15 protein-coding genes are annotated in these 12372 nt (G+C 64.9%); all 15 read left to right on the top strand.

From position 1 onward, the window contains the following. Window positions 1-20: 20 nt before the first annotated feature. The 15 genes from ABIC94_RS23375 to ABIC94_RS23305 all read left to right on the top strand — a co-directional run bounded on the left by ABIC94_RS23375 (window position 21) and on the right by ABIC94_RS23305 (window position 12368). Window positions 21-1499 (top strand): glutamate synthase subunit beta, encoded by a 1479-nt coding sequence (locus tag ABIC94_RS23375; protein WP_354375362.1) that lies wholly within the window; start codon window positions 21-23, stop codon window positions 1497-1499. Window positions 1500-1597: 98 nt separating this feature from the next. After that, window positions 1598-2422, top strand: a complete 825-nt coding sequence (locus tag ABIC94_RS23370; RefSeq protein ID WP_436318086.1) for an ABC transporter ATP-binding protein — start codon at window positions 1598-1600, stop codon at window positions 2420-2422. 82 nt (window positions 2423-2504) lie between these two features. Further along, the gene (gene mlaE, locus ABIC94_RS23365; protein WP_354375361.1) at window positions 2505-3287 is read left to right on the top strand and encodes a lipid asymmetry maintenance ABC transporter permease subunit MlaE; all 783 of its coding nucleotides are present in this window, start codon (window positions 2505-2507) and stop codon (window positions 3285-3287) included. A 38-nt stretch (window positions 3288-3325) separates the two neighbouring features. Beyond that, window positions 3326-3817 carry an outer membrane lipid asymmetry maintenance protein MlaD gene (gene mlaD, locus ABIC94_RS23360; protein WP_157612495.1) on the top strand — a complete coding sequence of 164 codons (492 nt, stop codon included), beginning with the start codon at window positions 3326-3328 and terminating at the stop codon, window positions 3815-3817. Next, window positions 3814-4560, top strand: a complete 747-nt coding sequence (locus ABIC94_RS23355) for an MlaA family lipoprotein (protein WP_354375360.1) — start codon at window positions 3814-3816, stop codon at window positions 4558-4560. The genes mlaD and ABIC94_RS23355 overlap by 4 nt, the downstream gene beginning before the upstream one ends. 187 nt (window positions 4561-4747) lie before the next feature. Next, window positions 4748-5407, top strand: a complete 660-nt coding sequence (locus ABIC94_RS23350) for an MlaC/ttg2D family ABC transporter substrate-binding protein (RefSeq protein WP_354375359.1) — start codon at window positions 4748-4750, stop codon at window positions 5405-5407. Between the two features lie 4 nt (window positions 5408-5411). Then, a complete protein-coding gene (locus ABIC94_RS23345; RefSeq protein ID WP_354375358.1) occupies window positions 5412-5684 on the top strand; it encodes an STAS domain-containing protein in 273 nt (90 codons plus the stop codon). A gap of 97 nt (window positions 5685-5781) precedes the next feature. After that, window positions 5782-6729: an ABC transporter ATP-binding protein gene (locus ABIC94_RS23340; protein WP_354375357.1), complete on the top strand. Its 948-nt coding sequence runs from the start codon at window positions 5782-5784 to the stop codon at window positions 6727-6729. Between the two features lie 5 nt (window positions 6730-6734). Further along, complete coding sequence (locus ABIC94_RS23335; RefSeq protein WP_354375413.1) at window positions 6735-7490, top strand: ABC transporter permease; 756 nt, start codon at window positions 6735-6737, stop codon at window positions 7488-7490. A gap of 19 nt (window positions 7491-7509) precedes the next feature. Beyond that, window positions 7510-7752 (top strand): BolA family protein, encoded by a 243-nt coding sequence (locus tag ABIC94_RS23330; RefSeq protein WP_012746311.1) that lies wholly within the window; start codon window positions 7510-7512, stop codon window positions 7750-7752. Window positions 7753-7790: 38 nt separating this feature from the next. Beyond that, entirely contained in the window at window positions 7791-9080 is a 1290-nt protein-coding gene (gene murA, locus ABIC94_RS23325; protein WP_354375356.1) for a UDP-N-acetylglucosamine 1-carboxyvinyltransferase, read from the top strand. After that, on the top strand, window positions 9077-9718 hold the full coding sequence (hisG, locus tag ABIC94_RS23320; protein ID WP_354375355.1) for an ATP phosphoribosyltransferase: 642 nt from the start codon (window positions 9077-9079) through the stop codon (window positions 9716-9718). Before murA ends, hisG begins: the two co-directional genes overlap by 4 nt. Before the next feature lie 8 nt (window positions 9719-9726). After that, window positions 9727-10137 carry a hypothetical protein gene (locus ABIC94_RS23315; protein ID WP_354375354.1) on the top strand — a complete coding sequence of 137 codons (411 nt, stop codon included), beginning with the start codon at window positions 9727-9729 and terminating at the stop codon, window positions 10135-10137. Window positions 10138-10174: 37 nt separating this feature from the next. After that, window positions 10175-11497: a histidinol dehydrogenase gene (gene hisD, locus ABIC94_RS23310; RefSeq protein ID WP_354375353.1), complete on the top strand. Its 1323-nt coding sequence runs from the start codon at window positions 10175-10177 to the stop codon at window positions 11495-11497. A gap of 40 nt (window positions 11498-11537) precedes the next feature. Continuing rightward, window positions 11538-12368 carry a hypothetical protein gene (locus ABIC94_RS23305; RefSeq protein WP_354375352.1) on the top strand — a complete coding sequence of 277 codons (831 nt, stop codon included), beginning with the start codon at window positions 11538-11540 and terminating at the stop codon, window positions 12366-12368. The last annotated feature ends 4 nt before the right edge of the window (window positions 12369-12372 follow it).

Here is a 12372-nt window from a genome sequence, read left to right as displayed (position 1 = left end):
AGAACAAAGGAAAGCACGCGATGGGAAAGATCACCGGCTTCATGGAGCATGAGCGCATCGAAGAGGGCTACAAGCCCATTGAAGAGCGCGTCAAGCATTACAAGGAATTCGTCGTCGGCCTGAATACCGAGCAGGCCAAGGTGCAGGGTGCGCGCTGCATGGACTGCGGCACGCCGTTCTGCAACAGCGGCTGCCCGGTCAACAACATCATTCCGGACTTCAACGACCTCGTGTACCGCAACGATTGGCAAAACGCCTTCGCGGTGCTCGACTCGACCAACAACTTCCCGGAATTCACCGGCCGCATCTGCCCTGCGCCTTGCGAGGCCGCCTGTGTGCTCAACGTGAATGACGATCCGGTCGGCATCAAGTCGCTGGAGCACGCGATCATCGACCGCGCCTGGGACGAAGGCTGGGTGGCGCCGCGCGTCGCCAAGCACAAGACGGGCAAGAAGGTGGCCGTGGTGGGTTCGGGCCCGGCCGGCATGGCCGCGGCGCAGCAGCTCGCGCGCGCCGGCCACGACGTGACGCTGTTCGAGAAGAACGATCGTATCGGCGGTCTGCTGCGCTACGGTATTCCCGACTTCAAGATGGAGAAGACCCACATCGACCGCCGCGTCGAGCAGATGAAGGCCGAGGGCGTCACCTTCCGCACCGGCGTGATGGTCGGCGCCGCGAAAGACCCGCTCGGCAAGGGCTCCAAGGTGACCAATCTCGCCAAGGAAATCGTCACGCCCGAGCAGTTGAACAAGGAGTTCGACGCCGTGCTGCTCACGGGCGGCGCCGAGCAATCGCGCGACCTGCCGGTACCGGGCCGCGATCTCGACGGCATTCACTTCGCGATGGAGTTCCTGCCCCAGCAGAACCGCGTCAATGCGGGCGACAAGGTCAAGGGCCAGCTGCGCGCCGACGGCAAGCACGTCATCGTCATCGGCGGCGGCGACACTGGCTCCGACTGCGTGGGCACCAGCAACCGGCATGGCGCAGTCAGCGTCACGCAGTTCGAGCTGATGCCAGAGCCGCCCGAAGAAGAAAACCGTCCGCTGACCTGGCCCTACTGGCCGATCAAGCTGCGCACCAGCTCCAGCCACGAAGAAGGCTGCGAGCGCGAGTTCGCCATTTCCACCAAGGAGTTCATCGGCGAAAAGGGCAAAGTCACCGGCCTCAAGACCGTCCGCGTGGAGTGGAAGGACGGAAAGATGCAGGAAGTGGCCGGCAGCGAGCAGATCCTCAAGGCCGACCTCGTGCTGCTGGCGATGGGCTTCATCAGCCCCGTGGCCACCGTGCTCGATGCCTTCGGTGTCGAGAAGGATGCGCGCGGCAACGCCAAGGCCACGGTCGATTTCATCGGCGGCTACGCCACCAACGTGCCGAAGGTGTTCGCAGCGGGCGACATTCGCCGCGGCCAGTCGCTGGTGGTGTGGGCAATTCGCGAAGGCCGGCAGGCCGCGCGCTCGGTGGATGAATTTTTGATGGGATTTAGCGACTTACCGCGCTGATTTTTGTTTCAGTTTTGCGGGGCCCGTCACGGCCCCGCTATCATTTGCGGAAACCGCATGCCGGGATACCTGTCAAGGTGCCCGGCTTTTTTATTGAGATGGACCCAGCCGCACAGCCACACCCTTTTGTAGAGTTCCGCGACGTTACGTTCGGCTACGGCGCACGTGCGATTCTCGACGGCGTGTCCTTTTCCGTCCCGCGCGGCAAGGTCACCGCGCTCATGGGCGCCTCCGGCGGCGGCAAGACCACCGTGTTGCGGCTCGTGGGCGGGCAGCAGCGGGCGCAGCGCGGCGAAGTGCTCTTCGACGGCCAGGACGTCGGCAAATTCGATGCGGCGGCCCTGTATAAAGCGCGGCGCCGCATGGGCATGCTCTTTCAGTTCGGTGCCTTGTTCACCGACATGAGCGTGTTCGACAACGTCGCTTTTCCCTTGCGCGAGCATACGCAGCTGTCGGAAGCGCTGGTGCGCGACATCGTGCTCATGAAGCTCGACGCAGTGGGTTTGCGCGGCGCGCGCGACCTCATGCCCAGCGAAGTGTCCGGCGGCATGGCGCGGCGCGTGGCGCTGGCGCGTGCCATTGCGCTCGATCCCGATCTCGTGATGTACGACGAGCCTTTTGCCGGCCTGGACCCGATTTCGCTGGGTACGGCGGCGCGGCTGATCCGCCAGCTCAACGACACGCTGGGCCTGACCAGCATCGTCGTGTCGCACGATCTCGAGGAAACATTCCGCATCGCCGATCACGTGATCATTCTGGCCAACGGCGCCATCGCGGCGCAAGGCACGCCCGACGAAGTGCGGCAGAGCATCGATCCGCTGGTTCACCAGTTCGTCAATGCACTGCCCGACGGGCCGGTGCATTTTCACTACCCTGGGGTTGGAATCGAAGAAGATTTCGGCATCGAAGGGGGAAGCTCATGAGCGCAGCGCTGGGCCGCCCCGAGCAAGCGACGGCCCCCTCGGGGGGCAGTGAGGACACGAAGTGCCGAACGTGGGGGCTCATATGACCTGGTGGAAGCCCGCCGATGTCGGCTTTGCGGTGCGCGGCAAGCTCGCCGACCTGGGCTATGGCGCCAAGCTCTTCATTCGCCTGGCGTTTCAAGGCGCGCAAAGCCTGCGGCGCTTCAGCCTGGTGCGCGACCAGATTCATTTCCTCGGCAACTACTCGCTCGCCATCATCGCGGTGTCCGGCCTTTTCGTCGGCTTCGTGCTGGGCCTGCAGATGTATTACGCGCTGCAGCGCTACGGCTCTTCCGAGGCGCTCGGCCTGCTGGTCGCCCTCAGCCTGGTGCGTGAGCTCGGCCCCGTGGTGGCGGCATTGCTCTTCACCGGGCGTGCCGGCACGTCGCTGACCGCGGAAATCGGCCTCATGAAGGCCGGCGAGCAGCTCAGCGCCATGGAAATGATGGCGGTCGACCCCGTGCGGCGCATTCTTGCGCCGCGCTTCTGGGCTGGTGTCATCACGATGCCGCTGCTGGCGGCCGTGTTCAGCGCGGTCGGCATCATGGGCGGTTACGTGGTGGGCGTGCTGATGCTCGGCGTCGACCCGGGTGCGTTCTGGGGCCAGATGCAGGGCGGCGTCGATGTCTGGCGCGACGTCGGCAACGGCGTGATCAAGAGCATCGTCTTCGGTTTTACCGTGACCTTCATCGCACTGCTGCAGGGCTACGAGGCCCAGCCCACGCCTGAAGGCGTGTCGCGCGCGACGACGCGCACGGTGGTCATGGCGTCGCTGTCGGTCCTCGGCCTCGATTTCCTGTTGACCGCCATGATGTTCAGTATTTGAAGGAGCCTCGGCTCCAATCGTTCTAGAGAGTGCAAACCATGCAACGTTCCACTAACGACATCTGGGTCGGCCTGTTCGTCCTGATCGGCGGCGCGGCGCTTCTGTTCCTCGCGCTGCAATCGGCCAACCTGCTGAGCCTGAATTTCCAGAAGACGTACAACGTCACCGCGCGCTTCGACAACATCGGCGGCCTCAAGCCGCAAACCGCGGTCAAGAGCGCGGGCGTGGTGGTCGGCCGTGTGGAATCCATCGCGTTCAACGACAAGGCTTTTCAGGCCGACGTCACGCTGGCATTACAAAACCGTTACAGTTTTCCCAAGGACAGCTCGCTCAAGATCCTGACCAGTGGCCTGCTCGGCGAGCAGTACATCGGAATCGAAGCGGGCGCCGAGGAGAAGAACCTGCAAGCCGGCGACACCATTACTTCGACCCAATCGGCCGTGGTGCTGGAAAACCTGATCAGCCAGTTCCTCTACAGCAAGGCGGCCGAAGGAAATACTTCGACGCCGGGAACAGCCAACAAGAAATGAAAACAAGCCTTTTTCCGTCTATCGCTATTAAAAATGTAGCGAACTCTGCCCGCTGGATGGGTATTACAGCCGCCTTTGCGCTGATTGCAGGATGCGCAAGCGGCCCCCATGCCAATCCCGCGGACCCGTTCGAGCCGCTCAACCGCGGCGTCACTCGCTTCAACGACACGGTCGACGAAGCGGTGCTGGTGCCGGTGGCTACCGCCTATCAGCGCGTGCTGCCTTCCATGGTGCGCACCGGCGTGAGCAATTTCTTCGGCAATCTGGGCGATGTCTGGAGCTTTGCCAACAGCGTGGCCCAGCTCAAGCTGCAGAACAGCGCCGAGACTTTCATGCGGGTCAACGTCAACACCTTCTTCGGGCTCGGCGGCCTTCTCGACATTGCCACCGAGGCGGGCATCGACCGCCACGAAGAAGATTTCGGCCAGACGCTCGGCCGCTGGGGCGTGGGCGCCGGACCATATGTCGTGCTGCCGCTATTCGGCCCTTCGACCCTGCGCGACACGGCCGCGTTGCCGGTGGACCGCGCGGGTGGCGTGGTCTCGAACATGAACGACGTGGCCTGGCGCAATTCGCTGTCGTTCCTGGAGGCCGTCGATACGCGGGCGAAGTACCTGCGCGCCGGGCGCCTGCTCGATGACGCTGCGCTCGACAAGTACACCTTCACGCGCGACGCCTTCCTGCAGCACCGCCGCAACGACGTCTACGATGGCAATCCGCCCGACGACGAAGGTGGGAAATAGGGGCAGAAAACGCGCAGAAAAGAGGCTGTTCGCAGCCGGATGAGGCACTTTCTGCTTGCATCCGGTTTCAAGGCTTCACCTGCGCTTCAGGGAACCCGGTCGGCTCCGGACCCGTCGAACACGTTCTTTCCAGGAGGCACATCGTTCAACGCGTGCCTTGTGGATTTTCAAACTTGAGGGAATTGCCATGAACAACAAGATCTTGCAACGACGCGGCTTTGGCCGCCTGGTACTGGCCACCGCGCTGCTTTTTGGTGCCGCCGCGGCTTTCGTCCGACCGGCGCAGGCTGCCGATGAAGCGCCCGATGCGCTGGTGAAGCGCCTGTCGACCGACGTGCTCGAAACCATCAAGGCCGACACCTCCATCAAGTCTGGCGACATCAGCAAGATCATGGTGCTGGTCGACAGCAAGATCATGCCGAACGTCAACTTCCAGCGCATGACGGCTTCCGCCGTCGGTCCGGCATGGCGCCAGGCCACGCCCGAGCAGCAAAAGAAGCTGCAGGAAGAATTCAAGACTTTGCTGGTGCGCACCTACGCCGGCGCGCTCGACCAGGTGAGCGACCAGACTGTCTCGGTCCGTCCGTTCCGCGGTTCGCCCGAAGACACCGAAGTGCTGGTGCGCACCGAGGTCAAGGGCCGTGGCGATCCGGTGCAGCTCGACTACCGTCTCGAGAAAACGCCTGGCCAGGGCGGCGGCTGGAAGGTCTACAACCTCAATGTGCTGGGCGTCTGGCTGGTCGACACCTACCGCACCCAGTTCGCGCAGGAAATCAACGCCCGCGGCATCGATGGCCTGATTGCAGCCCTGGCGGCGCGCAACAAGGGCAACAACGGCAAGAGCTGATGCCATGCTGGTGCTGCCGACGAAGCTCACCCACGACGATGCCCCGGCCTGCATGCGCATGCTGCAGCAGGGGCTGAAGGGTCAGGCCGATACGTCCACCGTGGTGGACGCCAGCGCGCTGGCGCAGTTCGACTCCTCGGCTCTGGCTGTGTTGCTGGAGTGCCGCCGGGAATCGAGTGCGCTCGGCCGCGGCTTCGCGGTCAAGGGGCTTTCGCCGCGGCTGCGTGAACTGGCTGCCCTCTACGGCATCGCAGGGCTCTTGCCGGCGGCACCCTGATTGATCTTGCTTGTGGCCCGGCCCGGAGCGGCCGTGTCAGGGTATCCGGCCGCGCCGCAGCGGCTTGTCAAGCAGGCCCGTAAAATCGTCGGCTCCCATGCCCGCGATCTCATTCCAATCGGTCTCCAAGACCTATCCCCCCTCCAGACAGCAACGGGCCCAAGGCAAGCAAGGGCTGCGCGCCGTCGACGAGGTCAGTTTCCAGATCGAGCCGGGCGAGTTCTTCGGCCTGCTCGGCCCCAATGGTGCGGGCAAGACCACGCTGATCAGCATGCTGGCCGGCCTGTCGCGTCCTACCGCCGGGGCGATCAGCGTTCACGGCTTCGACGTGCAGCGCGACTATGCCGAGGCCCGGCGCCAGCTCGGCATCGTGCCGCAGGAGCTGGTGTTCGACCCCTTCTTCAACGTGCGGGAGTCGCTGCGCATCCAGTCGGGCTACTTCGGCATCAAGAACAACGAGGCCTGGATCGACGAGTTGCTGCAAAGCCTCGGCCTGGCCGACAAGGCAACGGCCAACATGCGGCAGCTCTCGGGCGGCATGAAGCGCCGGGTGCTGGTGGCGCAGGCGCTGGTGCACAAGCCACCGGTGATCGTGCTCGACGAGCCGACGGCCGGGGTCGACGTCGAACTGCGCCAGACGCTCTGGCAGTTCGTCGCCAGGCTCAACAAGCAGGGCAGCACCGTGCTCCTGACCACGCACTATCTCGAGGAAGCCGAGGCGCTGTGCAGCCGCATCGCCATGCTCAAGCTGGGCCGCGTGATTGCGCTCGACCGTACCAGCGAACTGCTGAAATCGGCCACCAGCAACGTGCTGCGCTTCAAGACCGACGCCATGCTGCCCTGGGCCATTGCCCAGCACGCGCGCATCACCGGGCGCATCGTGCAACTGCCGGCACAGAACGCCCATGAAGTCGAACAACTGCTGGCCGCAATCCGCGAAGCCGGCGTCGCGGTGGAAGACGTGGAAATGCGCAAGGCCGATCTGGAAGACGTGTTCATCGATCTGATGGCGGGCGAGCAAACGCCGCTGGAGGTCTCGCGATGATGGCCGTGACGGGTTGGCGCGCACTTCTCTATAAAGAAACGCTGCGCTTCTGGAAGGTCGGCTTCCAGACGGTCGGCGCGCCGGTGCTTACCGCGCTGCTCTACCTCATGGTGTTCGGCCACGTGCTCGAAGACCACGTGAAGGTCTACGGCTCGGTCGGCTACACGGCCTTCCTGGTGCCGGGCCTCGTGATGATGAGCGTGCTGCAGAACGCCTTCGCCAACAGCTCGTCGTCCATCATCCAGAGCAAGATCATGGGCAACCTGGTCTTCGTGCTGCTCACGCCGCTTTCGCACTGGGGCTGGTTCTTCGCCTACGTGGGCTCGTCGGTGATCCGCGGGCTGGCCGTGGGACTCGGCGTGTTCGCGGTGACCGTGTTCTTCGCCATGCCGAGCTTCGTTGCGCCGCTGTGGATTCTGGTGTTCGCGCTGCTGGGCTCCGCGATGCTCGGCACGCTGGGGCTCATTGCCGGGCTCTGGGCCGAGAAGTTCGACCAGATGGCCGTGTTCCAGAACTTCCTGATCATGCCCATGACCTTTCTCTCGGGCGTGTTCTATTCGATCGGCTCGCTGCCGCCGTTCTGGCAGTCGGTGAGCCACCTCAATCCGTTCTTCTACATGATCGACGGCTTCCGCTACGGCTTCTTCGGAGTCAGCGACGCTTCCCCCTGGCTCAGCCTGGGGATCGTCGGCGCCGCCTGGCTGGTGGTGAGCGCCATTGCCGTTCATCTCCTGCGAATCGGCTACAAAATCAGAGGCTGAAAGGCCCTTCAATCTCCCCATGACCGCCGAACAACTCCAGGCCCTGATCCAGTCCCACCTCCCCTGCGAGCACATCACGCTCGAAGGCGACGGCCGGCATTGGTACGCCACCATCGTCTCGGCCGAATTCGAGGGCAAGCGCGCCATTCAGCGACACCAGCGGGTCTACGCCACCCTCGGTGCGAAAATGCACACCGACGAGGTGCATGCGCTCTCCATGAAGACCTACACGCCGGCCGAATGGGCGGCGTTGGAAAAATAACTCCCGGCCCCTTGAGGCCCTGATTCGCTGGAAATTCGATGGACAAACTTCTGATTCGCGGCGGGCGCCAGCTTCGCGGCGAGGTGCTCATTTCCGGCGCAAAGAACGCGGCGCTGCCCGAACTGTGCGCCGCGCTCTTGACCGACCAGCCCGTGACGCTGCACAACGTGCCACGCCTGCAGGACGTGTCGACCATGCTCAAGCTGGTGCGCAACATGGGCGTCGTGGCCGAGCGCGATGACAACGGCACGGTGCAGCTCAATGCAGGCGACCTTGCCAACCCCGAAGCCCCCTACGAGCTGGTGAAGACCATGCGCGCCTCGGTGCTGGCCCTCGGCCCGCTGCTGGCCCGCTTCGGCCGTGCCAAGGTCTCGTTGCCGGGCGGCTGCGCCATCGGATCGCGGCCGGTCGACCAGCACATCAAGGGCCTGCAGGCCATGGGCGCCGAAATCACCGTCGACCACGGCTACATGATCGCCAGCCTGCCGGCCGGGCGCACCCGCCTGAAGGGCGCGCGCATCCTGACCGACATGGTCACCGTCACCGGCACCGAGAACTTCCTCATGGCCGCCGCGCTGGCCGAGGGCGAAACGCTGCTCGAGAACGCCGCGCAGGAGCCCGAGATCGTCGACCTGGCCGAAATGCTGATCCGCATGGGTGCCAAGATCCAGGGCCACGGCACCAGCCACATCCGCATCCAGGGTGTTGAAAAACTGCACGGCTGCGAACACGCCGTGGTGGCCGACCGCATCGAAGCCGGCACTTTCCTTTGCGCCGTCGCGGCCACGGGCGGCGACGTGTTCCTGCGCCACGCCCGCGCCGACCACATGGACGCCGTGATCGACAAGCTGCGCGACGCCGGCTGCACCATCTCGCCGGAAGAGGGCGGGGTGCGCATCAGTTCCAAGGCCCCGGCCAGTGAGCACCTCAAGGCGCAGAGCTTCAGCACCACCGAATACCCCGGCTTCCCCACCGACATGCAGGCCCAGTTCATGGCCCTGAACGTGATTGCGCGTGGCGCCTCGATGGTCACCGAGACCATCTTCGAGAACCGTTTCATGCACGTGAACGAGATGGTGCGTCTGGGCGCGACCATCCACGTCGAAGGCAAGGTGGCGATGGTCGAAGGCGTGCCCCAGCTTTCGGGCGCCACCGTGATGGCCACCGACCTGCGCGCCTCGGCCAGCCTCGTCATCGCCGGGCTCGTGGCCGACGGCGAGACGCTGGTCGACCGCATCTACCACCTGGACCGCGGCTACGACCGCATGGAAGCCAAGCTGCGCGGCATCGGGGCCGACATCGAGCGTGTGGCCGGAGCCGCCGCATGATCACCCTGGCGCTCTCCAAGGGCCGCATCTTCGAAGAGACGATGCCCCTGCTGGCCGCCGCCGGCATCGAGGTGACCGAAGACCCGGAAAAATCGCGCAAGCTGATTCTCGCGACCACCCGCTCCGACGTGCGCGTGGTGCTGGTGCGCGCCTCCGATGTGCCCACCTACGTGCAGTACGGCGGCGCCGACCTCGGCGTGACCGGCTCCGACGTGCTGCTCGAGCACGGCAACCAGGGCCTGTACCAGCCGCTCGACCTGCGGATTGCGGCCTGCCGCCTCAGCGTGGCCGTGCGCGCCGACTACGACTACGCCTCGGCCGTCAAGCAGGGCTCGCGCCTGCGCGTGGCCACCAAATACGTAGGCCTGGCGCGCGATTTCTTCGCCAGCAAAGGCGTGCACGTCGACCTGATCAAGCTCTACGGCAGCATGGAGCTCGCGCCGCTCACCGGCCTGGCCGACGCCATCGTCGACCTGGTCTCGACCGGCAACACGCTCAAGGCCAATCACCTGGTCGAGGTCGAACGCATCATGGACATCAGTGCACGGCTCGTGGTCAACCAGGCCGCGCTCAAGCTCAAGCGCGAGCCGATCCGCCGCATCATCGATGCCTTTGCGTCAGCCATTCCTCGGTCTTGAGGAGCGCCGTGTCCGAAGAGAACAAGAGGAGCTTTTTCTCGAAACTCGACAGCCACTACGCGGCAGTCGAGATGATCAGAGACGCCTCCAAGGCACTCTGGATCATTGCAGCGCTGCAAGCGATTTCAGCGCTGATCGGCGACAAGGTCGGATTGGTGGATGCCGCGTTGAATGCCGCCTGCGCATTTGGCATTGCCCGCTTCCGCAGCCGGGTTGCTGCGAGCATTGCTCTGGTATTTGCGCTCGGAACCTTGATCTTTGCCGGATATGGCATGGCGGCCGGTGGCCGCGTCAGCGGTGCGGGCGCGTTGATCGCGATGTTCGCCGTTTGGGGCTCGGCCCGCGCTCTTGAAGCGACCGTCAAAATACGAGGTACCTTGGTCAACAAGCCCTCGCGTCTTTCGAGCGACCTCGAATGAACAGCCGTCCCGTTGGATATTTTTCTCGATTCATGCGATGAAACTGAAAGCAGCCCCCGCCCGTCTCTCCACGACTTCAGCCAGCTTCGATGCTGAATTCAAGGCGCGGCTGCATTGGTCCGCCGACGCGGACGCGGCCATCGAGAAGGTGGTGGCCGACATCCTGACCGATGTGCAGAAGCGGGGCGACGACGCGGTGCTGGAATACACCAACCGCTTCGACAAGCTCGGTGCCAGGACGCTGCCCGAACTGGAGTTGACGCAGGCCGAGCTGAAGGCCGCCTTCGAATCGCTGCCCGCCGCCCAGCGCGACGCGCTCGAAGCCGCCGCGCGCCGTGTGCGCAGCTACCACGAGGCCCAGAAGAAGGCGAGCGGCGAGAGCTGGAGCTACCGTGACGCGGACGGCACGCTGCTCGGCCAGAAGGTCACGCCGCTCGACCGCGTCGGCATCTACGTGCCGGGCGGCAAGGCGGCCTATCCGTCGAGCGTGCTGATGAATGCGATTCCGGCGCACGTGGCCGGCGTGGCCGAAATCATCATGGTGGTTCCGACGCCGGGCGGCGAAAAGAACCCGCTCGTGCTCGCCGCAGCCTACGTGGCCGGCGTGACGCGCGGTTTCACCATCGGCGGCGCCCAAGCGGTGGCTGCGTTGGCCTACGGCACCGCCACCATTCCCGCAGTCGACAAGATCACCGGCCCGGGCAACGCCTACGTCGCAGCCGCCAAGCGCCGCGTGTTCGGCACCGTGGGCATCGACATGATCGCGGGCCCGAGCGAAATTCTCGTTCTGGCCGACGGCACCACGCCGCCCGACTGGGTGGCCATGGACCTGTTCAGCCAGGCCGAGCACGACGAACTCGCGCAGAGCATTCTGCTGTGCCCCGACGCAGCGTATATCGACCGCGTGCAGGCCGAAATCGACCGCCTGCTGCCCGCCATGCCGCGCGCCGAAATCATTGCCGCTTCGCTCAACGGCCGCGGGGCGCTCATCCATACCAAGAGCATGGAAGAGGCCTGCGAGATCAGCAACCGCATCGCACCCGAGCACCTGGAAGTCAGCAGCAGCGAGCCGCAGCGTTGGGAACCGCTGCTGCGCCATGCCGGCGCGATCTTTCTCGGCGCCTTCACCAGCGAAAGCCTCGGCGACTACTGCGCGGGCCCCAACCACGTGCTGCCGACCAGCGGCACGGCGCGTTTTTCGAGCCCGCTCGGCGTCTACGATTTCCAGAAGCGTTCGAGCCTCATCGAGGTGAGCGAAGCCGGCGCGCAGGTGCTAGGTCCGATTGCGGTGACGCTGGCCGAAGGCGAGGGCCTGCAGGCGCACGCCGAAGCGGCGCGCATGCGCTTGCGCAAGATTTGAAGTTCCATAAACAGAAAACCGCTCGGGAGGAGCAAGCCAGATGATTCATCGTCTTCATAGTTCGCGTTTTTTCAGATTCGCTGCGGGCCTCATTGCAGGCGCGGGTTTGCTCGCCGCCTGCAGCCAGATGCCGCAGGCGCCGCGCAATGAGTCGGCCGCCTTGTCGGCAACGCCCAGCGCTGCGGCTGCTGTGCCCGCGCCGGCCCAGCTCGGCACCCAGTGGGGCGAGGGCAGAGAGTCGAAGACCCGTACGGTCGAGGCGAAGCGGCTGTCCGCGCAGCCTGACGAAGTCGCCTCGCTGGGCTACAACGAAGCATCCGCCGTGCGCCGCGAAGCGGGCAACAACCCCGAGCGCCGGCTCAACCTGCAACTGGCCCAAGGCGATGTGGAATGGTCAGTGCTGGATGAAAACGGCCGTCCTCTGCCGATGCAGCGCGCACGCCGCAGCAGCAGCGACATGTTCCGCCTCGCCGGCATCGAAGGCGCGCGCTACACGCTGCGCTTTCGCAACCTCAGCGACCGCAGCTACGAAGTGATTGCCACGGTCGACGGCCTCGACGTGCTGAACGGCAAGCCCGGCAGCCTGCGCAATGGCGGCTATGTGCTGCGTCCGCTGCAGACCCTCGACATCGAAGGCTTCCGCAAGAGCCAGAGCGAGGTCGCGGCCTTCCGTTTCGCCGCACCAAGCCGTGCCTATGCAGCGAACACCGAAGCCGGCGACGTGCGCAACATCGGCGTGATCGGCGCCGCATTGTTCGAGCTCGAGCAGCCCGAAGCATCGCGCCGCCCGCGCCGCAATGCCGCGTCGACGCAGCCGAACGCCTTCCCGGCCGACGACTCCTACGCACCGCCGCCGCGCTACAGCAAGTGATGCC

The organism is Variovorax paradoxus (genome assembly GCF_040544635.1).
Lineage (GTDB): Bacteria > Pseudomonadota > Gammaproteobacteria > Burkholderiales > Burkholderiaceae_C > Variovorax > Variovorax paradoxus_R.
The sequence above is the reverse complement of the archived record's forward strand: the minus strand, read 5'-3'. Positions and strand labels throughout refer to the sequence as shown.

What these genes read in the sequence shown, in the direction of transcription:
- mlaD (WP_157612495.1), top strand. Translation starts at nt 3,326, where the DNA reads ATGCAACGTTCCACTAACGACATCTGGGTCGGCCTGTTCGTCCTGATC.
- ABIC94_RS23340 (WP_354375357.1), top strand. Translation starts at nt 5,782, where the DNA reads ATGCCCGCGATCTCATTCCAATCGGTCTCCAAGACCTATCCCCCCTCC.
- ABIC94_RS23350 (WP_354375359.1), top strand. Translation starts at nt 4,748, where the DNA reads ATGAACAACAAGATCTTGCAACGACGCGGCTTTGGCCGCCTGGTACTG.
- ABIC94_RS23375 (WP_354375362.1), top strand. Translation starts at nt 21, where the DNA reads ATGGGAAAGATCACCGGCTTCATGGAGCATGAGCGCATCGAAGAGGGC.
- murA (WP_354375356.1), top strand. Translation starts at nt 7,791, where the DNA reads ATGGACAAACTTCTGATTCGCGGCGGGCGCCAGCTTCGCGGCGAGGTG.
- ABIC94_RS23370 (WP_436318086.1), top strand. Translation starts at nt 1,598, where the DNA reads ATGGACCCAGCCGCACAGCCACACCCTTTTGTAGAGTTCCGCGACGTT.
- hisD (WP_354375353.1), top strand. Translation starts at nt 10,175, where the DNA reads ATGAAACTGAAAGCAGCCCCCGCCCGTCTCTCCACGACTTCAGCCAGC.
- ABIC94_RS23330 (WP_012746311.1), top strand. Translation starts at nt 7,510, where the DNA reads ATGACCGCCGAACAACTCCAGGCCCTGATCCAGTCCCACCTCCCCTGC.
- ABIC94_RS23355 (WP_354375360.1), top strand. Translation starts at nt 3,814, where the DNA reads ATGAAAACAAGCCTTTTTCCGTCTATCGCTATTAAAAATGTAGCGAAC.
- mlaE (WP_354375361.1), top strand. Translation starts at nt 2,505, where the DNA reads ATGACCTGGTGGAAGCCCGCCGATGTCGGCTTTGCGGTGCGCGGCAAG.
- ABIC94_RS23345 (WP_354375358.1), top strand. Translation starts at nt 5,412, where the DNA reads ATGCTGGTGCTGCCGACGAAGCTCACCCACGACGATGCCCCGGCCTGC.
- hisG (WP_354375355.1), top strand. Translation starts at nt 9,077, where the DNA reads ATGATCACCCTGGCGCTCTCCAAGGGCCGCATCTTCGAAGAGACGATG.
- ABIC94_RS23305 (WP_354375352.1), top strand. Translation starts at nt 11,538, where the DNA reads ATGATTCATCGTCTTCATAGTTCGCGTTTTTTCAGATTCGCTGCGGGC.